At 49.4% G+C, this 21541-nt stretch carries 20 protein-coding genes and 1 tRNA gene; 15 read left to right on the top strand and 6 right to left on the bottom strand.

Translation table 11 applies throughout. The annotated features are described in order from the left end of the window. The first annotated feature begins 39 nt into the window (after positions 1 to 39). The 8 genes from CVU71_08195 to CVU71_08230 all read left to right on the top strand — a co-directional run bounded on the left by CVU71_08195 (position 40) and on the right by CVU71_08230 (position 7173). The gene (locus CVU71_08195; GenBank protein PKN19476.1) at positions 40 to 819 is read left to right on the top strand and encodes an indole-3-glycerol phosphate synthase TrpC; all 780 of its coding nucleotides are present in this window, start codon (positions 40 to 42) and stop codon (positions 817 to 819) included. After that, the gene (locus CVU71_08200) at positions 816 to 1472 is read left to right on the top strand and encodes a phosphoribosylanthranilate isomerase (protein ID PKN19477.1); all 657 of its coding nucleotides are present in this window, start codon (positions 816 to 818) and stop codon (positions 1470 to 1472) included. The genes CVU71_08195 and CVU71_08200 overlap by 4 nt, the downstream gene beginning before the upstream one ends. After that, positions 1469 to 2650, top strand: coding sequence for a tryptophan synthase subunit beta (trpB, locus tag CVU71_08205; GenBank protein PKN19478.1), 1182 nt, complete (start codon positions 1469 to 1471; stop codon positions 2648 to 2650). Before CVU71_08200 ends, trpB begins: the two co-directional genes overlap by 4 nt. Positions 2651 to 2792: 142 nt before the next feature. Then, entirely contained in the window at positions 2793 to 3596 is an 804-nt protein-coding gene (locus CVU71_08210) for a tryptophan synthase subunit alpha (GenBank protein PKN19479.1), read from the top strand. Between the two features lie 217 nt (positions 3597 to 3813). Continuing rightward, the gene (locus tag CVU71_08215) at positions 3814 to 4563 is read left to right on the top strand and encodes a hypothetical protein (protein PKN19480.1); all 750 of its coding nucleotides are present in this window, start codon (positions 3814 to 3816) and stop codon (positions 4561 to 4563) included. Between the two features lie 9 nt (positions 4564 to 4572). Further along, positions 4573 to 5565, top strand: coding sequence for a nitronate monooxygenase (locus CVU71_08220; protein PKN19481.1), 993 nt, complete (start codon positions 4573 to 4575; stop codon positions 5563 to 5565). 42 nt (positions 5566 to 5607) lie between these two features. Further along, positions 5608 to 6645, top strand: coding sequence for an enoyl-ACP reductase (locus CVU71_08225; GenBank protein PKN19482.1), 1038 nt, complete (start codon positions 5608 to 5610; stop codon positions 6643 to 6645). Between the two features lie 69 nt (positions 6646 to 6714). Further along, positions 6715 to 7173, top strand: coding sequence for an enoyl-CoA hydratase (locus CVU71_08230; protein PKN19483.1), 459 nt, complete (start codon positions 6715 to 6717; stop codon positions 7171 to 7173). A 124-nt stretch (positions 7174 to 7297) separates the two neighbouring features. Here the strand turns inward: CVU71_08230 and CVU71_08235 are convergent, their stop codons facing one another. The 4 genes from CVU71_08235 to CVU71_08250 all read right to left on the bottom strand — a co-directional run bounded on the left by CVU71_08235 (position 7298) and on the right by CVU71_08250 (position 12611). Then, entirely contained in the window at positions 7298 to 8272 is a 975-nt protein-coding gene (locus CVU71_08235; GenBank protein ID PKN19484.1) for an MBL fold metallo-hydrolase, read from the bottom strand. 56 nt (positions 8273 to 8328) lie between these two features. Next, on the bottom strand, positions 8329 to 10230 hold the full coding sequence (locus CVU71_08240) for a ribonuclease (protein ID PKN19485.1): 1902 nt from the start codon (positions 10228 to 10230) through the stop codon (positions 8329 to 8331). Between the two features lie 96 nt (positions 10231 to 10326). Further along, positions 10327 to 10902: a threonylcarbamoyl-AMP synthase gene (locus CVU71_08245; GenBank protein PKN19537.1), complete on the bottom strand. Its 576-nt coding sequence runs from the start codon at positions 10900 to 10902 to the stop codon at positions 10327 to 10329. 131 nt (positions 10903 to 11033) lie between these two features. Then, the gene (locus tag CVU71_08250; protein PKN19486.1) at positions 11034 to 12611 is read right to left on the bottom strand and encodes a citramalate synthase; all 1578 of its coding nucleotides are present in this window, start codon (positions 12609 to 12611) and stop codon (positions 11034 to 11036) included. Positions 12612 to 12993: 382 nt separating this feature from the next. Here CVU71_08250 and CVU71_08255 point away from each other — a divergent pair, with 382 nt between their 5' ends. The 5 genes from CVU71_08255 to CVU71_08275 all read left to right on the top strand — a co-directional run bounded on the left by CVU71_08255 (position 12994) and on the right by CVU71_08275 (position 17709). Then, positions 12994 to 14982 (top strand): hypothetical protein, encoded by a 1989-nt coding sequence (locus tag CVU71_08255; GenBank protein ID PKN19487.1) that lies wholly within the window; start codon positions 12994 to 12996, stop codon positions 14980 to 14982. Beyond that, positions 14963 to 15904 (top strand): cation transporter, encoded by a 942-nt coding sequence (locus tag CVU71_08260; protein PKN19488.1) that lies wholly within the window; start codon positions 14963 to 14965, stop codon positions 15902 to 15904. The genes CVU71_08255 and CVU71_08260 overlap by 20 nt, the downstream gene beginning before the upstream one ends. Before the next feature lie 23 nt (positions 15905 to 15927). Continuing rightward, positions 15928 to 16692 carry an enoyl-CoA hydratase gene (locus tag CVU71_08265; GenBank protein PKN19489.1) on the top strand — a complete coding sequence of 255 codons (765 nt, stop codon included), beginning with the start codon at positions 15928 to 15930 and terminating at the stop codon, positions 16690 to 16692. Between the two features lie 127 nt (positions 16693 to 16819). Continuing rightward, positions 16820 to 17233: a hypothetical protein gene (locus CVU71_08270; GenBank protein ID PKN19490.1), complete on the top strand. Its 414-nt coding sequence runs from the start codon at positions 16820 to 16822 to the stop codon at positions 17231 to 17233. A gap of 56 nt (positions 17234 to 17289) precedes the next feature. Next, positions 17290 to 17709: a hypothetical protein gene (locus CVU71_08275; GenBank protein PKN19491.1), complete on the top strand. Its 420-nt coding sequence runs from the start codon at positions 17290 to 17292 to the stop codon at positions 17707 to 17709. 40 nt (positions 17710 to 17749) lie between these two features. Here the strand turns inward: CVU71_08275 and CVU71_08280 are convergent, their stop codons facing one another. Together CVU71_08280 and CVU71_08285 are read right to left on the bottom strand one after the other, a co-directional pair. Further along, positions 17750 to 18736, bottom strand: coding sequence for an alcohol dehydrogenase (locus CVU71_08280; protein PKN19538.1), 987 nt, complete (start codon positions 18734 to 18736; stop codon positions 17750 to 17752). 256 nt (positions 18737 to 18992) lie between these two features. Further along, a complete protein-coding gene (locus tag CVU71_08285) occupies positions 18993 to 19211 on the bottom strand; it encodes a hypothetical protein (protein PKN19492.1) in 219 nt (72 codons plus the stop codon). Between CVU71_08285 and CVU71_08290 the strand changes: the two genes are divergently transcribed. Both CVU71_08290 and CVU71_08295 read left to right on the top strand, forming a co-directional pair. Next, the gene (locus CVU71_08290; protein ID PKN19493.1) at positions 19192 to 20952 is read left to right on the top strand and encodes an aminodeoxychorismate synthase, component I; all 1761 of its coding nucleotides are present in this window, start codon (positions 19192 to 19194) and stop codon (positions 20950 to 20952) included. The genes CVU71_08285 and CVU71_08290 overlap by 20 nt on opposite strands. Positions 20953 to 21058: 106 nt before the next feature. Then, positions 21059 to 21135: transfer RNA gene (locus CVU71_08295), tRNA-Arg, on the top strand. Positions 21136 to 21541: the final 406 nt, after the last annotated feature.

The following is a 21541-nucleotide window of genomic DNA, read 5'->3' on the forward strand; positions in this document are numbered from 1 at the left end:
TGTCGCGCTGCACTTGCACGGAATGACTGCGAGGAAAAAATGATTTTAGATAAGATTATTGAAACAAAAAAGCAGGAAGTTGAACTGCTGAAAAATACTACAACGGAATCTGCATTAAAAAACGCTATTGTCGATCTTCCGCCCTGCCGTGATTTCCGGGCGGCCATCAGCGGCAAAGCCTGTTCCATTATTGCGGAAGTCAAATGCGCTTCGCCTTCCCGCGGCCGGCTGGTCGAGCACTTCGACCCTTCTCAAATCGCGAAGATATACGAGAAAAACGGTGCGGCGGCCATTTCGGTCCTGACTGATGAACAATATTTTTGCGGTCATAAAGATTATCTGACGCAAATCAAGCAAGAGGTTCAGATTCCGGTTCTGCGCAAGGATTTTATCATCGACCCGCTTCAGGTTTATGAAACCCGGGCTATCGGCGCGGACGCCATTCTGCTGATTGTGCGCGTGCTGGGAACGCGCCTGGCCGAATTCATTGCCCTGTCCAAAGAGCTGGATTTAAGCCCGCTGGTTGAAGTCCACACGCAGGAGGAACTGGATATGGCGCTCGCCGCCGGTGCGGAGATCATCGGTGTTAACAACCGCAATCTCGATACGTTTGTCACGGACATCAATACCAGCCGCGACCTGAAAAAACTGATTCCGGCGGGTAAAACCATTGTGGCGGAAAGCGCGATTAAAGACCGCGCCGACATTGAATATCTGACAGCCGCCGGCATTAATGCCTTCCTCATCGGTGAGGGGTTGGTCATTGCGCCCGACATCGGCAAAAAACTGCGTTCGTTTCTGGGAGAGAACGTTCAATGATTCAGGTAAAAATTTGCGGCATCACGAATCTTGAAGACGCGACATGCGCAGCCGAAAACGGCGCAGCGGCCGTGGGGTTCATTTTCTATCCGCGGTCTCCACGTTATATTGAACCGCAAATGGCCGGAGAAATTATTGACCGGTTGCCGGGCCATCTGGTAAAGGTCGGTGTCTTCGTCAATGAAAAACCAGAAGTTGTGAAGAAAATCTTTGAGGATTGTTGTCTGGATATGATTCAACTCCATGGAGATGAATCACCTGAGTATTGTCGACAATTTCCGGAAGGCCTGGTCATCAAGGCGCTGGAATTAAAAACCGAAGAGGATTTGGAAAAAGCCACAGACTTTGCTGTCGCCGCCATCTTAGCGGACAGCCGCCATGCCGGTCTTTATGGCGGCACGGGCAAAACAGCCGACTGGACATTGGCGTCACAGATTTCAAAACCGCTGATACTTTCCGGTGGTTTGAATGAAGGAAATATCGCGGATGCGCTGCAAAAGGTCCATCCGGCCGCACTGGACATCAACAGCGGGGTGGAATCAGCAACCGGGAAAAAGGATTCCGCAAAAATCGCACGGATCATGCAGATCATCAAAGACGCAACAACCGGCGACAAGATACGGAAAATATTTATTCGAAGGGAAAGAGCATGAAAACACTACCGGATAAAAACGGACACTTTGAGATTTTCGGAGGCCGCTATGCCGCCGAAACGCTGATGCCGGCGCTTCTGGAACTGGAAGCAGCTTATGACAAAGCCAGAAAAGATAAATCATTTGCCGGAGAGTTTGACTGGTATCGGCGCGAATATGCAGGCCGTCCCACGCCGCTTTATTTCGCACAGCGAATGACCAAAGCCTTAGGCGGCGCAAAAATTTATCTCAAGCGCGAGGATTTGAATCACACCGGTTCGCATAAGATCAACAACACCCTGGGGCAGGCGCTCCTGGCCCGCCGGATGGGCAAAAAGAAGGTCATTGCCGAAACCGGCGCGGGACAACACGGCGTGGCCACCGCCACCGTCGCGGCGCTTTTCGGCATGGAATGCAAAATATTCATGGGTGAGGAAGACATCCGCCGCCAGGCCCCCAATGTTTTTCGCATGAAGATTCTGGGCGCGGAAGTGGTGCCGGTTAAAAGCGGCACGGCGACACTCAAAGACGCGATGAACGAAGCCATGCGCTACTGGGTGGGCAGTGTCCGGGACACGTTTTACATCATCGGCACCACCGCCGGGCCTCACCCCTATCCCATGATGGTAAGAAATTTTCAGTCGGTTATCGGGCAGGAAATTAAAAAACAGATCCACAAAATGGAGGGCGGCAATCCCGACGCATTGATCGCCTGCGTGGGCGGCGGCTCCAACGCGATGGGCACTTTTTACGCGTTTCGCAACGAAAAGAAAGTGGCCATGTTCGGTGTGGAGGCGGCCGGTCACGGCATGAACACCACCAAGCATTCCGCCAGCATCAACGGCGGGAAAGTCGGTGTTCTGCACGGCAATAAAACCTATCTGTTGCAGGATGACCACGGCCAGGTGCGTGACGCTTATTCCATTGCGGCGGGACTGGATTATCCCGGCGTGGGACCGGAGCACGCTTATTTCGCGGCGACCAAACGGGCAACCTACGTGACCGTGACGGATGATGAAGCGGTCGAGGCGTTTTCATTCCTATCCCGTCAGGAAGGGATTATTCCGGCATTAGAGAGTGCACACGCAATTGCTTATGCCATGAAAATCGCACCGGCGATGAAGAAAAATAAAGTAATCGTGATTTGTTTGTCAGGAAGAGGCGACAAAGATGCCCAGACGATTATTGAGACGATGTAGGGAGCGGTCTTGCCACCCGCAGGGTGGCCGCGATTGTTCCCTACGGATGACTCCCCCTTTTCTAAAGGGGGATTAAGGGGGATTTTAAAATCCTCCCTAACCCTCCTTTATGAAAGGAGGGAATAAATGAAACGAGGATGTTATGGGACGAATTGGAGACAAGTTTGTAGCTTTACGCGCTAAAAACGAAAAGGCGCTGGTTGTTTATTTAACGGCGGGTGACCCGTCGCTTGATGTAACCAAAGAACTCATCTTCGCGCTCGAAGCCGCGGGCGTGGATATTGTGGAAATCGGCGTTCCTTTTTCCGATCCGACAGCCGACGGCCCGGTCATTCAGGCTGCCTCACAGCGGGCATTGAAAACCGGGACAACGCTTGCCGGTGTGCTCCAAATGGTTGCCGACATCCGCCTGTCATCACAAATTCCCATTGTTCTTTTCGGTTACTTCAATCCGATCTTTGCCTATGGCGTGGAAAATTTTACCAGGGCGGCAAGTGACGCAGGCGTGGACGCCGTTTTGGTGGTTGACCTGCCGCCGGAAGAAGCCCCCGAATTGAGAGTTTATTCTGATGCCGCAGGGCTCGATTTCATCTCGCTTGTCGCGCCGACATCTGGTAAAGACAGAATGAAGACCATTCTTAAAACCGCCACAGGATTTCTCTACTACATTTCCATCACCGGCGTCACCGGCACCGCCGCGCCGAAAATCGAAGACATCGCCCGCGAGGTCGGCAAAATCCGCAAACTGACCAAAATGCCGATTGCCGTGGGCTTCGGCATTTCCAACGCAAAGCAAGCCCGGGAAATCGGAACCGTCGCCGACGGCATCGTCATCGGCAGCGCGGTGGTCAAACTGATTGACGAAAATCGAAGCAACAGCAAACTGGTGAAGATTATTTCTGATTATATGAAGGGTATTAAAAAAGCTTTGCGCCGCAGCATTTGACGCTATATTAAAATTAAAATAAATACTTTTTATCATCTCTATTCCTGACAATTTTCATAAAGCCGGAACGATTTGAGGCATACGTACGGGGAAAGCACAGACAACATCCGAATGACATCTATTGTGTTACTCGTTGAAATTACGAATCTTTTTATCCCAACATTATTTACTTGACAAGAAGCCGGCATCCGCACTATAACATTAAAGCTCAACTTTAATGTTTGGACGGCTGATGAAACTGAAAATTGGTGAAATAGCAAAACGAAGTCATGTACCGGCCTCGACAATCCGTTATTATGTCGGGGAAGGGCTTCTGCCCAGGCCGGAAAAGGCCAATGAAAAAATGGCCTACTACGATGAGGCTTGCATCGACCGTCTCCGCGCCATTCAGGAACTTAAGGAAAAACGCTACTTCCCTCTTTATCTCATTAAGAACATTTTGCGCCGCATGGACGAGGGGCTGAGCCTCCAGGAAGCGGAAACGGTGGAAAACGCCGTTTTCGGGTCGAGCGACCGCACCGGGCACGGCCTGATTGACCGGCAGGCCTTTCTTCAGGTTACCGGTTTAACGGATAAAGAGTTAAGTCAGGCGGAAAAGCTGGGCATTCTGATTCCTTTCACGACCAACGGGGACAAACCGCTTTACAATGATGACGATGTGCGCGTGGGGCGCGACGCGATCAAAAAAATGCCTGACGTGGGAATGATCCTTCAGGATCTGTCTTTTCTGGTGGAGCTGGGCAGAAAAATTGTGGAAAGGGAAATGATCCTCCGGCGCAAAATTGTCGCCGGAAAATCAACCCGGGAAAATATCCGCATTACCGCCGAACTGACGCGGATCAGCGATTTCTACCGCGACTACCTTCTGCGACGTCTGTTTCAGAAGCAGGTTGAGCAGAACATTCAAAAGAGTTTGAAAAAATCAAATAACAAGACCGCAAAAACGAAGCGGCAAAAACGAACCTGAGGAGGCACTATGTTTAAAACAGCAATTACGGAAATGTTTGGCGTGAAGTACCCGATTATCTGCGGAGCCATGATGTGGCTTTGCAAACCGAAAATGTGCGCGGCGGTTTCCAACGCGGGCGGCATCGGCAATCTGACCGCCGGCAATTATGAAACGGCGGAAGAATTCCGCGCGGCCATCCGGGAAACACGCCAGCTCACCGATAAGCCTTTCTTTGTAGCGATCACGCTTTTGCCGTCGGTCAGAATCACCCCGGAACACCATAAAATGTATGTTAAAGTCTGCGCCGAGGAAAAGGTGGCCGGCATTGAATTTTCGGGCACACCACTGGATAAGGTCGCGGGCATGGAAGCAGTTGAACTGCTTAAAAATGCCGGCGTGAAAATGTTTCACAAAGTCGGTGCGCTGCGTCACGCCCTGCATGCGGAAAAAATAGGCTTTGACGGCATTTACGCGGCAGGTATTGAAGAAGGCGGTCATCCTCTGAATGATGATGTCACCTCCATGGTGCTCACACCGCGCATTGCCACGTCGGTTAAAATTCCCGTGGTGACGGTCGGCGGCATCGCGGACGGACGGACAATGGCCGGGGCTCTTGCGCTGGGTGCTGAGGGTGTGATGATGGCCAGCCGCTTTATCGCCACAAAGGAATGCGAAGTGCATGATAACATCAAACAGGAACTCATCCGTCGGCAGGAAATGGACACGGTGATTTACGGCAAATCCATCGGTCTGCAGGGACGCGGTTTAAAATCCAAGGTCATTGAAGAAGTGCTGGCCATTGAAGCCAGACACGGCGGCTTCGATGAACTGATCCCGCTTTTGTCCGGCCAGAAAGTAAAGGAAGCATGGGAAAAAGGCGACGTCAATTACGCGCCGCTCATGGTCGGTCAGTCCATCGGTCTGATTAATGATATTCCCACCTGTGCCGAACTGCTGGAAAGAATGGCGGCCGAAGCGAAAGAACTGTCGGCGAGGGCTGCAAAACTTTGTGGAAACTGAAACAGAAAGACTTAAAAGAACTTAACTATATAAGGAGCAACTATGAAAACAAGATTAACGGAAATGGTCGGCATCAAGTATCCGATTGTCCTGTCCGGCATGAGCTGGATCAGCACGCCGAAAATGGTCGCGGCGGTATCTAATGCCGGAGGGCTGGGCATTCTGGCAACAGGGCCTTTGTCCAGTGCACAAACCAGAGAATCCATTCGCGAAATCCGCAAGCTGACGGATAAGCCGTTTGGCGCCAATGCGTCGCTGATGTTTCCGGGCGCGGCGGAAAACGCGAAAGTCCTCCTGCAGGAAAAAGTTCCCGTCATCAACTTTGCGCTGGGCAAAGGCGACTGGATTGTGAAGGAAGCGCACAAATACGGCGGAAAGGTTTTTGCCACGGTAGTCAACTTGAAACATGCCAGGCGCGCGCAGGATTTCGGCACGGACGCGGTAATCGCCACCGGCCAGGAAGCAGCGGCGCATGGTGAAGATGTCACATCGCTGGTTTTGATTCCGCATCTGGCCGAAAATCTGAAAATTCCGGTAATTGCCGCCGGCGGTTTTGCAGACGGCCGGGGAATCGCCGCGGCACTTGCTCTGGGCGCGGAAGGCGTGGCCATGGGAACAAGGCTGATGACGACCAAGGAAAGTCCCCTGCATGAAAACTACAAAAAAATGACGCAGGAAAAAGAAGTTTATGACACGTTGTTTTCCAAGCGCTTTGACGGCATTTTATGCCGGGTCATGAAAACGGATGCGGCCAAACAGGCAATTAAAAAAGGTTTGAGCTGGCCGGGAGCTTTCTTTAACTCACAGGAAATCGCCCGTCAGGTGGGCGTTCCCTACTTTAAACTTTTCATCGGTGTTCTGCTTTCCGGTTATTCCAATGCCAAACAGCTCGCCTACATGGCCAACGCTTTCAAAGCGATTAAAGTTGCCACCGAAGAAGGCGATTCGAAAACGGGCGTGCTGCCGGTGGGGCAGGTACAAGGATTGATTCACGATCAGCCGACCGTCGCGGAACTCTTTGAAAGAATCGTGAAAGAAGCGAAGGCGGCACAGGCCAGGGTGAACGCGGCCCTTGAATAATCCGCCATTGCCGAAATACCGTAAAAAGGTTATGGAACAGTAATCATAAGCTGAAGGGGGTAATTGTATATGTCTATCGCATCAGTATTGCAGGATATGGGAAAATATATCGGGAAAGAAGTATTTGTTTCTGATTGGACTCAGGTGACCCAGGAGCAGATTAATCAATTTGCCGACAGCACAAAAGATCATCAGTGGATTCATGTGGACCCGGAAAAAGCCGCCAAGGGACCTTTCGGTAAAACCATCGCGCATGGTTTTCTGACGCTGTCCCATCTGCCGTTTTTCAGCTATCAGGTGCCGCTGAAATTTGAAGGTTCACAAATGTCGATCAACTACGGTCTGGACAAGGTGCGCTTTCTCAATCCCGTGATTTCCGGATCGAAAATTCGTGACCGGATCGTTCTTTCCGCACTGGAAGAAAAGCCGGGCAACCGATTGCTGGTGACGCAAACGCACACCATCGAGATTGAAGGACAGGAGAAGCCGGCCTGTATTGCAGAAGCGCTGGCCATGATATTTTTCTAAGGCCCGGTTCTGAACCAACCGGATCGATCAGCGGGGTGCAATGAACAACTTCGGGCCGTTCATTGCACCTCTTTTTTTATGTTGTAAAGGTCCTGGAGACCGGCCGGAAAAATCAGCAATGGTGTTAGCTGCGGATGGCCTGGAAGGTGACAATCTTCTGACTGGCGTTTCTGGTGATCCTGCCTTCGCCTTCCAGGTAGCGTAAATGGGCGATGGCTTCACCGGTGGCAAACCATTTCTGGGCGATGGGAAAGTCCTCCCATCGTTCGCAATCAATATCCCAGGTCATGCCTGCGGCAATTTCATAAGCGTTCAGCGATGCGTTTCCCAGGACTTCCAGGACTTCATCGGCGCGCTCACGATGATGAAGTTTCAATGCATCAATTCTGCCTTTCAGATCATTAAAGAAATTTCTGTGTCCGGGTAAAACAAGGACGACCGGCAAATCAGACACTTTGTCCAGACTGGCCATATAATCGGCAAGAGAATTCGTGGTGTAGGCCCATGATTCAATATGCGGTGTGATATCAAAAAGGACATGATCGCCGGAAAAGAAGAGCTTCTTATCTTTTTCGTACAGACAGATATGCCCCTGCGTATGTCCCGGCGTGGCCACGCATTGCAGACGGTAATCGCCGCATTCGATCACTGTGCCGTCGTCAATTAATGTAAAAACAGGTTTTTTTTCAGGACTGTATTTGAAGCCGGGATGGCTGGCGAGCGCTTTCTGTAATTCGTCAGCCGGAAACCCGTTGATTTCGGCAAAATCGATCAGGGGCTGCCAGCTCTTATCGTCGTCAAAAACCAGCGAATCAATCCGGCTGAAAAATATTTTGCTTGTTTCCGATGCCAGGCGCAGCACAAGCCCCGTATGATCGGCGTGCATGTGGGTCAGCATAAAATCCGTCTTGTTCAAATCAAGTCCGAGTTCGGCCACGCCCTTCTGCATCGCTTCATAGCAAACACTGCGATTGAATCCGGTATCGATGATCAGATTGCGTTCTGCGCCTTTGATAACATAGGAATTCAGTTCCTTGAGCGGGCTTTTCGGCAGAGGCACGACTATCCGATAAAGTCCTTTCATAATCTCATCAATCATGGATACACATCCTTTTACGCCGTGGCAACAGAACATCGCTTGAACGATGCCGGCATTTAACGATCTCCGTTATCTTCTCCCGGTTCATCCTGCTCCGGTTCCGGAGCAAATATATCGCCGCTCAGCTCCACGGGATAAAACTCATCCGGCAGGGCGGTGACAATCTTCAACGGCTTTACGGGAAACCGGGGAGACTGCGCGCGAGGCACCGGCGGCGGCAAAGCAGGAGGCGGAGGATCATCAACGGCCTCATCCGGAACGGCGCCTTCCGTTGTAACCGCCGCGCTTTTCTTTTTCCTGTGCCGCGGACGGCGGCGGCTTTTCTTTTTAGGCGTATCTTCTGCAGAAGCCGTTCCCGCATCCGCAGGCACGGCGCAAGGCGCAACGGCAACCAGATCAAGATCCGCGTCCGCATCCGTATCTGTATCCGTATCTTCCGCCAGTTTCAGCAGAGAAACATCCTGCGTGGCATTTGCTTCCAGCGTTTGTTCTTTTATGGATTGCTGAATTTCGAGTTTGTCCCACGCCATATCCGGTTTTCCTTCAATGTAGAGACAGACGCCGAAATTCGCTTCCAGCTTCATCAGTTCGCTTCTCTTATTGTTCAGAATGTATAAAGCGATTTCATGCGGCAGGCTGATCTTCAACTCTGAGTAAATGCCCTTGACTGCTTCCGATTCGATTTTACGAAAAGCCCCCAGAGACGCGTATTCCAGAGAAGGCCGAAGTCCGCTGCCCTTGCAATACGGACAGGTGATGTAACTGATCTCCTGAATGGTGGATTGCTTCTTTTGACGGGACAATTCCAACAGACCGAACTTGGAAATGCGGGAAAGCTGAATTCTGGCGCGATCCATGCTGAGCGCTTTTTTAAATGCTTTTTCCACTTCCGCAATGTGCTTTTTATCAATCATGTCGATAAAATCGATCACAATTAAACCGCCCAGGTCGCGCAGGCGCAACTGACGCGCGATTTCATCACAGGCGTCGACATTGGTTTTGAAGGCCGTTTCTTCGATATTTCGTTTATTGGATCCGCGGCCGGAATTGACGTCGATGGTAATCATGGCTTCCGTGGGATTGATGATGATGTACCCGCCGGATTTCAGTTCCACGCGCTCCTGGTAGATCACACGGATTTGTTCTTCCAGTTCATAGCGTTCAAAAATGGGGACTTTATCCTTGTAATTTTTCAAGATGCGCAAATGGCGGGGAGCGACCGCTTTCAAATAGGCGCGCATTTTCCGGAAGGTCTCGACCTCATCGACCAGAATTTCGTCAATCTCCAACGTCAGGTAGTCTCTGAGCGAACGTACGCCGAAGTCCGTTTCCTGGTAAAGAAAATAAGGCGCCGCGACGCTTTCGGCTTTTTTGTAAATTTCCTTCCACAAGCGCATGAGAAACTGATAGTCGCGCTGTATTTCCGGCTTGGTGCGGTTAATGCCGGCCGTCCGGACGATAAAGCCCATATCTTCGGGAACTTTGATTTGTTCCATTAACGATTTGATTTTCTGCCGGTCTTCTTCGCTCTCTATTTTGCGCGATATACCGCCACAGAGTTTATTGGGGAGTAAAACAAGATATCTTCCGGGTAAGGAAATATAGGATGTCAGCAGCGCGCCTTTGTTGCCGATGACTTCCCGGACAACCTGTACGATAATTTCCTGACCGGATTTGAGAACCGGTTTGCCGCCTTGCTGACCATTTTCGATTTCGGTCAAATATTCAGGACTGACGTCCCGCAGCGGCAAGAAGCCGTCCTTGACGCCGCCATAATCGACAAAGGCCGCCTGCAAACCCCGTTCGACTTTCAGCACCTTGCCTTTGTAAATGTTTCCGTTGATCGGTTCGCGCACAGCCATTTGAATATTGAATTCAATCAGCTTGCCTTTTTCGTCAACCGTGGCCATGCGCATCTGTTCCTTGTGCACGGCGTTAACGAGCATAATATGTTTCATATCTGTCCTTTTCGGCTGCATCCATCATCACGGGCTCACGGGGAGGGACCATCTGTCCGGCCAGCACTGAAACCCGCGCGGTACAACCTTGTATATTTATTTAAAGGCGCTTACGTCGCCTTTACCAATTCTAATCAGTTCGATGGCGTCATCAACCAGGCTGATGACACTGGACGGCTCGGGAACAATCGTCCCGCCGTCAATAATTAAATCGACAATCCGTCCGAAGTATTCGTTAATGATCGCCGGATTGCCGAGATCTTCTCCGTCCTCAGTCTGCACGCTGGTACTGATAATCGGCTGACCGAGCTCACGTATTAAAGCCAGACAAATTTCATTGTCCGGCACGCGGATGCCGGTGGTCGGCCTTTTCGGTAAAATCATCTTCGGGACAAGACGCGATGCTTCCAGGATGAACGTGTAAGGCCCGGGCAAAAACCGTTTCATGGTTTTATAGGCATAATCCGTAACCATGGCGTACTGGCTAATATGCTTCAGATCGGAGCAGACAAAACTTAAAGGGCGTTTCTTGTTTCTTCTTTTAATTTCATAAATTCTTTCGATGCCTCTTTTATTGGATAAATCACAGCCCAATCCATAAACCGTATCTGTGGGATAGATGATTACGCCGCCATCCCTCAATACATCCGCTGCCTTCTTAATAAGGCGCATTTGCGGATTCTGGCCGTTAATCGACAGCACCGTCTGGCTCCAGTCTTCCAGTTGCTCTTTTCATCTCTTTATTTATATCAGTATTTCGGAGATTTAGCAATGGCCGTAAACGGCTTTCGCGAAAGAAAAAATTATCTCTTTTTCTTGTCCTTGCTGAGCTTGTATTCGATACTATCGATCAGGGCCTGCCAGCTGGCTTCAATAATATTTTCAGAAACGCCCGTCGTGCTCCAGAGTTCGGACCCGTCTGTCGAATCCAGCAGGACGCGGACGCCGGCCGCGGTGCCCTCCGAACCTTCCAGCGTGCGAACTTTAAAATCAACCAGGTGCATTTCCTTGATCTGCGGATAAAATTTAGTCAGCGCCTTGCGCAAAGCGTGATCCAGGGCATTGACCGGACCGTTGCCTTCAGCTGCCGTCAATTCCTCCTCGCCGTTAACGGATATTTTTATCGTGGCCTGGGAAAGACAGGGATTATCCAGTGTACGCTGCGTGACCACACTGAAGCACTCCAGATTAAAAGGTTCAACAAATTCACCAATGGCTTTCTTCATCAGGACGGACAAAGAACCGTCGGCCGCATCGAACTGATAGCCTTTGTCTTCCATCAGCTTAACCTGATGCACAACTTTGCCCAGAGCGTTTTTCCTGTCCAGATCGATCCCCAATGCCTTGGCTTTATAGGCAATATTGCTTTTGCCGGCCATATCGGAAACCAGTACGCGCCGACTGTTGCCGACCTGCTCGGGCTGCATGTGCTCATAAGCCAGCGAGTTTTTGGCCACCGCACTGACATGCACGCCGCCTTTATGCGCGAATGCGCTGCGTCCCACAAAAGGCCGCGACATCAAGGGCGGAATATTGGCCACGTCGCTGATAAACAGGGACAGATTCGTCAGCTGACGAATCGATTCAGCCGGCAGACAATTCATTTTCATTTTAATTTGCAGATTGCCGATCACCGAAATCAAATCAGCATTTCCGCACCGTTCACCATAGCCATTGACGGTTCCCTGGACCATTTTCACGCCTCCCAGGACAGCCGCAACGGAGTTGGCAACGGCCAGTCCGCAGTCATTGTGCACATGAATACCGGCCTGACCCGAAGGAACAACCGAAGAAATCTTTTTCAAAATATCACTGATTTCATAAGGCATGGTGCCGCCGTTTGTATCGCAGAAAACAATCTTGTCCGCGCCCGCATCCAACGCGGTTTTCACAACCCGGGTGGCATACCGGGGATTATTTTTATAACCGTCAAAAAAATGTTCCGCATCAAAAAGCACTTCCTTGTCTTTGGATTTCAGGTAGGCAATGGAATCACGGATCATGGATAAATTTTCTTCCAGATTGATTTTCAGAATATCGGTGACGTGCAGGTCCCAGGATTTGCCGAAGATGGCCACGGCCGGCGTCTGGGCCTTGATTAACGCTTTGAGGTTCGGACAGGCTTCCGGACGAATATGGGCCTTGCGCGTACTGCCAAACGCGGTCAATTTAGCGTTTTTAAACTTCACGGCCTTCGCCATTTCGAAAAATCGCACGTCTTTGGGATTGGAACCGGGCCAGCCGCCTTCAATATAGTGGAAGTGAACTTCGTCCAACCGCCTTGCGATGCGCAGTTTTTCTTCAGCGGAGAAGGTAACCTGTTCACCCTGAGTGCCGTCACGCAACGTTGTATCGTAAATCAAAATCTGGTTCTTTGTCATTTAATCCTCTCTTTCAAACACGGGTTGCCGTTTCACAATAAAAAAAACCGCTGCCGGGTTTTCCTGGCAGCGGTTGGGAATTTTGCTAACGGAAAAATGCAGCTATTCCACGGCCAGGCCTCCTATGGGGAAGCTAATTATCATGTTAATAATTATCGTTTGCTTTTTGATGATCATTCGCCTGATGCCATTAAATAACTAATTTTTCTGCATAATAATTCGTTTGATGTTTTTTGTCAATAGAAATTAAAACCCCGGCATGATGTTTCTTGGAAAAAATGGTTATCAATGGTAAACATGTAAAAGAATATCCTAAATTCATGGGGATGGGGGCATCGCCTGCGCGATCCTCCGGATCAACTTTTAACGATCAGGAAAACCAATGGACGGATTGAAATTTTTCCATCAATTGATCATTATTCTGGGCTTTTCGATCCCGGTGATCTACATCTTCAACAAAATCAAACTGCCTTCCATCATCGGCTTCCTGATCACCGGCATTATCATCGGGCCATTCGGCCTCAAACTGATCGACGACACTGCGGGTATTCAGTTTCTGGCGGAAATCGGCGTCGCTTTTCTGCTTTTCACTATCGGCATTGAAATTCAGCTTTCCCGCTTTTTAAAAAATTTGTCCGAAATTCTGCTGACGGGCGGCATGCAAATCCTTTGCACCTTTACCGTCGGCATGGCGATCGGGCTTGCAATGCAGTTGAGCGTCAGTCAATCAGTCTTCATTGGCTTTGTTCTGGCGCACAGCTCTTCGGCATTGATCTTAAAAATCCTGAAAGACCGGAGCGATGAGAATGCTCCACAGGGAAGAATTTCCATCGGCATCATTTTGTTTCAGGACGTGATGGTGGTGCCGATGATGCTGCTTATCCCCTTCCTGGCCGGCAACAGCGGAGCCGATGTCTGGATGATTGTCTGGAAACTGGTCAAATCCATCCTGATCATCGTCGTCATTCTGGCGGCGGCACGCTATGTCATCCCCCGCTTACTGGAGCGCCTGGTCAGCATGAATATGCGCGACGTCCTGGTCATTGCCTCCGTGGTCATCGCGATGGGCATTGCCGGCGTAACGGAATCCCTGGGATTATCGCTGGCTATCGGCGCTTTCCTGGCGGGTCTGGCTCTGTCCGATACGGACTTCACGCATCAGATTATCAGTGACATCACCCCGTTTCGGGATGTTTTCCTGTCCGTGTTCTTCGTTTCTTTCGGCATGATCCTCAATCTGGATTTTCTGCGGTCAAACCCCGGCTATATTATTCTGATTTCTCTGATCATTATCCTGATTAAGGCAGCCATCGTTTTCGGGTTGGTCAAACTGCTGGGTTACCCTCTGCGTATTGCGTTGCTTTCCGGTGTTCTGTTATCCCAGATCGGTGAATTTTCTTTTGTTCTCGCTTCTCAGGGGTTCAAAAACAATATTATCTCCAATGATATTTATCAGACTTTTATCGGGGCGTCCGTTTTAACTTTCATTGTCACACCGCTGCTCGTTTCCCTCGTTTACTATTTACTGGCCCGAAAAAATTTTTTTGATCCGGCGCAGGAGATCAAACCCGATGAGCGTACGCATGTGTCCAATCATGTGATCATCTGCGGCATGGGACTCAACGGCAGAAATCTCGTGCGCGTGCTCAAAGACACCGCCATCAATTATGTCATTATTGATCTGAACTTTCAGAAAATTAAAAAATCGAAAAGCAAAGGAGACAAAAACACGATCTGGGGCGATGCCGCAAGTGTAGAAATTCTACGGCGCGCCAATGTGGAGGCTGCGCGCGTCATGGTCATCGCCATCTCCGACCGTTTTCTCACAAAAAGCTGCCTGTCAAACGCCAAGGCCATCAATCCAAGACTGCACGTCATCGTCCGGACAAAGTATCTGGCTGATATTGAAGACCTGCTCGCCATGGGAGCCGACGATGTTATCCCCGAAGAATTTGAAACGTCCATCCAAATCTTCAGCCGTGTTCTCAAAATGTTTCACATTCCCAACAGCATCATTTTAGCCCAGGGAAATATCATCCGTAATAAATCATACGGCGTTTTCCGTGAAGTCCGTTACACGCAGGAAGCCTTCGACCAGATCAGTCAGATTCTGGCTCAGGGTACGATTGAAACCTATTTTATCGCCGCCGGAAATCCAATCATCGGGAGGAGCATCAGAGAAGTCAATCTCAAAGCCCAATCCGGCGCCCTGATCATCAATATCATTCGCAATAACCAGACCATCACCAACCCGCCCAGCGAATTCATCCTCGAGACGGCCGATCAACTGATTATTTTCGGCAGCCATAGTGCGATCGATCAGGCGCTGGTCATCCTCAACGGAAACGGCAATGACGACACATCAGCATAGCCATCATCAAAACATGGAAGGATCCTGGGGCAGGCGTCTGCTCGCTTCCATGGCCATGAATCTGCTCATTCCGGCGGTGCAGATTTACGGCGGCATAGTATCGGGCAGTATGGCGCTGATCAGCGATGCGCTGCATAATTTAAGCGACTTTGTTTCGCTCGTCATCAACTATGCGGCATTGATTATTGGAAAACGCGGACCGACGGAAAAGCATACCTTCGGCTATAAACGCGTGGAAATATTTGCCACGTTGATCAGCGTTGCTCTTTTATACGGCGCGGCTTTCTATATTGCCATACAGGCCTGGCAGAGATTTCTTGAACCGCAGCCCATTACCGGACAAATAGTGATCTGGATTGCCCTGCTTGGTTTCGCAGGCAACATTCTTTCCGCTCTCTTGCTGCATGCCGGATCGAAAATCAATTTAAATATGAAAAGCGCTTTCCTGCATATGCTGGCTGATGCGGCGACGTCACTGGGCGTCGCCGCACTCGGCATTCTGTGGATCTTTAAACCCTGGTACTGGCTCGATCCCTTGTTTTCCTGGTTGATTGTCGCCATGATTTTATACAGCGGATGGGGTCTATTGAAGGACAGTTTTCTGATTTTGATGAATGCGACGCCGCCGGGAATCGATTTGGGAGAAATTCAAAAGTCACTGGAATCCCTTGACGGCGTCACGGATATTCATGACCTGCATGTCTGGAACCCGTCTGCCGACAGCATTGCCCTGGCCGTGCACATTACCGTCCCGGATCAGATGCTGGGAAGCGTTGATGAACTGGCCGTGAAGGTCCGCACCATGCTTGCCGCAGAATTTAAAATTAATCATCCGACCCTGCAGTTTGAAAGCAACAGCTGCAATGGCGGAAAACTTTTATGCCAGACAGCCGGAGACAAACACCATCCGCACACCCATTAGAATTAACCTATGAAGGAGAAAATATGGACATCAAAACAAGCAAAAACAGCGGAATCCTCACTATTGAATTCAACCGTCCGGACAAGAAAAACTCGATCACGTCAGACATGTATCAAATGATGGCCGATGCCATTGCGGACGGCGAAAAAGATCCGGCCGTGCGTGTCATCCTGTTTTGTGGCCAGCCCGAGATGTTTTCCGCAGGGAACGACCTGGAGGATTTCATGAACGCCAAAGAACACGTCGGAGAACGGCCGGTGGCGCAGTTTCTACGCAATCTCAGCGGGGCTGCCAAGCCGGTGATTGCCGCCGTCTCCGGAATGGCCATCGGCATCGGCGTGACCATGCTGCTGCATTGTGATCAGATTTACGCGGCCGAACACACGAAGTTTTCGATGCCGTTTGCCAAGCTGGGGTTGTGCCCGGAATTCGGCTCCAGCAAATTGCTGCCGGAAATGATCGGTCATACCCGCGCGGCCGAATTGCTGTTTTTCGGAGAATCTTTTTCCGCCGAACAGGCCTTTGATATGGGGCTGGTTAATAAAGTGCTGCCATCGGCGGATCTGATGAGTTATGCTTACGCGCAGGCGGCAAAGCTGGTCATTCTTCCGGCATCATCCCTGCGCACAACCAAACGTTTAATGAAGGCCCGTCATGCCGATGCAGTCATCGCTCAGATGATCGAAGAAAACAATGACTTCAGCGCCATGCTCCAGTCGCCGGAAGCCAAAGAAGCATTTGCTGCATTCTTTGAGCGGCGCAAACCTGATTTTTCGAAATTTTCTTAAAAGAAATTTCATTTATCGGAATTGCGACATAATTTTTACTTTACTCCCAACCGGATCGGCCACGCAGCTTATGGCAACCGGCAATGGTTACAAGATCTTAAGGCATCGGCAAAGGTGAAATCGGCTTATGAGTCAGGACGAAAAAGTATCCCGGTATGAAGTCAACCGCAACGTGAGGATGGTCATCACCCGTCACGATGTGGATATGACAAGAATAGACTATTCCTTTATGGGCAGTACCGTCTATCTCAACGGAGACCTCGTCAGACTGGGCGGGGACTTTTCTCCCAAGGAAATTGAAATCATTGTGAGGGAAATTGTGGCACTGCCCCACGTGCGGGATGTTCAATTTGACCTCAACAACTGGATGGTGGCCTCATCGGGTGATTCCTGGGAAATCAAACTGCGCAAAAAAGAATCCACCACCGGGAAGACGGGTCGGACAGGCCTTTCGGACGACTCCACCGTCGTCATTGAAAAGGCGGAAGACCTGGAGGTTGTCCTGGATGAAATCGAGGCCGCTGAAAGAAGAAAAGGTTAGTCAATTCCTGTTAACATGTCAGCAAATCTTGAAGGTTTCTTAAAAATTGGTGCCTTATGAAATTAAAACATTTGACGATCATGGGAGTTGCCATATTTTCGTTCGTTTTCTTTTCAAACATGGCCTCTGCGCAAGACAAGATGCACGAAGCAACGATGTCCATGTTAAAAGAATTTTTTGCCGATCCGGGGGCACGGGCTGATTATGCATCAAAAAATCCCGCCGCATTACAGGCGGAAAAGAACCTTTCTCAATTTCCGCTTTATGCCCGAAAGAGACTCGAAAAAATAGTTCTGATGATCATGCAGGAAAGCGGTTCAAATGCTTCCAAACATGTTGAAGCGGGCAATATATCCGGATCGGAAGGCGCCTTTAAAACCTTTTCGCCGGCCGTGCAAAAAGAGATTCAGGAACTTGCCAAAGAGCTGGAAAACGATCCTGAATTTATGAAAAAGGCAGGTTCGCTCAAATATTAACGTCATCCTCCAAAGTGGTCATCATAAACAAAACCGTTTTTCAGATGACCTCTCTTGAAAATTCCGGCAAAGCATTGATCTGCAGCAAGACCTTTATGGCATCGGGTCGGGTTGCGCGATCAAAGGCCGCAAGGGCTCCTGCAATAGGGTATCGATCCGTGATGAGCCGCGTAAGCGGCATATCCGGATAGCCTTGCAGCATTTTTATCCCGTCCCGGAACTGTCCGCATCTTGATCCGATAATATTGATTTCGTTTACGACCACCGGCGCAAGGTTAATATCGCACTGGTTGGCAATGGTTGTTTTCAGGACAATGGTGCCGCGGGGACGGCAGAGCCTGATTGCATCATTCAATCCGGTCGCCGAGCCGGTGGCATCCACAACAATATCTGCCCCTTCACTGACACCTGCCGGGTCGGTAGCGGTTTGAATATGCCGCCACTTCGCTATTTGCAGCTTTTCCGGGTGATGCCCAACCAGGGTAACATCGGATAAAACGGTAGACAACGCCCACGCGCAGAGAATGCCCAACCGTCCGTCGCCCAGGACAACGGCGCGTTCCGTTCCGGTAAGCGGCAGCTGTTCAATGATTTCGCACGCCGCGGACAGCGGTTCTGTAAACACCGCCCGGTCGTCGGAAACATCCGGGGGGATTTCAATTAAATTGCTGACAGGCAAGATGCAATAATCGGCCATGCACCCGTCGTGATTCATGATGCCCAGCGTTGTCCTCGCCGGACAATGATGCCCCAATCCCTTACGACACCACTCACAATGTCCGCAGGCGGCATTGATTTCACCAACCACTTTTTTTCCGATCCAGCCTTTCTGGCCGCAGGCTTCCACCACGCCGATAAATTCGTGGCCGAGCACTCCTTTAAATCCCCGGTAGCCTTTTATTAACTCCAAATCCGTTTTGCAGATCCCCGCCGTTTGAATATGGATTCTTGCCCAACCTGGACGAAGCTCAGGCACCGGATAATCGTCAACAACGCGGAGAGAGGCGTCAAAAACAACCGCCCGCATTCTATTTTGATCCGGCATATCTATCCTCGCTTTGTACGATTCGTTGCCTTTATCGGATGATGATCAGAATTTTCGATAAAGTAATGGATATAAGCACACTTCTTTAAATGGTTGAAAAGGCCTGGCACGCATCATCCTCAGCCATCCATGATGCTTCAATACTCCGGCATATCCGGCTTTGTTGGATAGGAACCAGCTAATTTTAATTGCTGATGATTATAGTAAAAATGGCGGCGAAGGGTCAAGAAGATTAAAATTAAACAGCCGCTGCCGCGGTCCATCTAAAGGATTTCACGACATGACGGAAATAAAAAAAGATGTGATTGGCATAAAATATTTGCAAAGCAACAGAAAGCGGGTTAGTTGAGCCGCTGATGTGTTTTTTGCGGCGCCGAATGGTTTTCATTAACTCAAAGATGAATGTTTGATATTTTAACAACCGATAAAGATCCGTTATGAATTTGAATAAAAACATTGTCATCCTGGAAACACTCCGCAAGGATAAGGAGAATTCGCAAAACTTCCTGTTTGCGGACCCGGTAAAAATTATTACCTGCAAAAAGCCGGCGGACCTGCCAAGGTGTTTCCGGCAAATGGAAATCTACCGGCAGAAAGGTTATTACCTGGCCGGTTTCTTTTCCTACGAACTGGGATACTTTATCGAAGAAATCTTAAATTCACACTGCCCGAAATACGACTATCCGCTGATCTGGTTCGGTGTTTATAAGGAACCGGTCCGGCGACTGCCTTTTTCTTCTGAAAATGAAAACATGGATTACTATTTATCAGAACCCCGACTGGCCATCAACTATCCGCAATACGAACAAGCGATTAAAATAATCAAAAACCGTATTGCCTGCGGTGAAACGTATCAGATCAACTACACGTCCCGCTATGATTTTAATTTTATCGGCAGCATCTTTGATTTTTATGACCGGCTGAAAAAAAATCAACGGGTTTCTTATTCGGCCCTCATCAATTATGACGGCAACGCCATCATTTCCCTGTCACCCGAACTTTTTTTCCGCATCGATGCGAAGCAGAACATCATGGTCAAACCAATGAAAGGCACCGCGCCGCTTTCGGCTTCCGCACACTGGCTGCGATACGACATGAAAAACACCAGTGAAAATGTCATGATTGTTGATTTGCTCAGAAATGATCTGGGCCGGATTTGTTTGCCCGGGCAGGTTAAAGTAAAAAAACTTTTCGAAGTGGAAAAATATGAAACGTTATTGCAGATGACCTCCACCGTCACCGGAAAATTGCAGCCGGGGCTTGGAATATTCGACTTGGTCAAAAGCCTGTTCCCCTGCGGTTCCGTCACCGGCGCGCCCAAGATTCAAAGCATGAAAATTATCCGGATACTGGAAAAAGAGCCGCGGGATATTTATACAGGCGCCATTGGTTATTTTGCCCCGGACGGGCAGGCTGTTTTTAACGTGGCCATCCGGACCATCGATCTTCAATATCAGCAGGACAATCAATATCGGGCCCGCATGGGAATCGGCGGGGGTATTGTTGATGATTCCCGACCGGAAGAAGAATTCGCGGAATGCCGGCTCAAGGCAAAATTCCTGATCAACAATATGCCGGAATTTGCGCTGATTGAAACCATGCTTTTCACGAATGGAAAAATTCAATATTTGAACCGGCATTTGCAGCGTTTAAAATCTTCGGCTGAATTTTTCTCCATCCCTTGCTCCGTTAAAGGAATCAGGGCTGCCTTGAACAGCTATGTGGAAAAGCTGACCGGCAGCATCCGCCTGCGTCTGTTATTGGAAACCGGGGGGAACATCATGATTCAACATCAACCGGTTCCTCCACGCCCCGCCCACCAGCTTATCGCCGTTTCCAGGCATAAAACAAACTCAGGCGATCCTTTTTTATATCACAAAACAACAAGGCGGACGCTGTACGATGAAGAGTTTAAAAAATATTCGGCGCAGGGTTATTTCGATGTTCTTTTCCGCAATAAAAAAGATGAAATCACCGAAGGCGCGATATCCAATATCTTTGTCTCGGTCAAAGGCCACTGGTACACGCCGCCGCTTTCCTGCGGCTTATTAAACGGTATTATGAGGCAGCGGACGATCAAGAAGCTCAACGCCCGGGAAAAAGTTCTACAGGCAAGCGATGTGGAAAAAGCAGACAAGATCATTCTGACCAATTCCATCCGGGGCATGACCGAGGTCATTTATCAGTCAAAATATTAAATTCATTGCTTAAATACTCTTGTAACAATAAATAGCCCCTCATATATTTTAACTTTGCCACAAGGATAATTATGTGCTATAGGGCTCGCTCGTCATTTGAAAAAATGCGCCCATGGCTCAGCTGGATAGAGCGCCAGACTACGAATCTGGATGTCGGAAGTTCGAATCTTCCTGGGCGCACCAGATAAATCAAGGAGTTAGCCTGTTTTGGGCTGGCTCCTTTTTCTTTAATGTCTCCCCGATTTAGTTCTTTAAGAAATAATTGAATTTTCAGATCAGATGGACTATCATGCCGCCCATTGGAAAAACGAATGAACCTGCTTGCCCATCCGGCGAAGAAAGGAATCTGGTTTTCCGGCGCAAGCTTTAGCTCAGCCAAGTATTTTTGGAACTGAGGTAAAATTTGATTCATTTGCGAACCTCCATCAAAAACAAATATTTTTGACTGCATTTCACAAAAAAACCATAAATAACCGCTGCGGTATTTGCAGATAATAAGGACCTTTTGCCGCTACGGTAATTTATAATTAGCTGATTTTCAAGAAGTATTTTTAAACGTCAAAAACGAGTTCAAAGTTATTTTTTGCCC

This window comes from Deltaproteobacteria bacterium HGW-Deltaproteobacteria-6 (assembly GCA_002840435.1).
Lineage (GTDB): Bacteria > Desulfobacterota > Syntrophia > Syntrophales > Smithellaceae > UBA8904.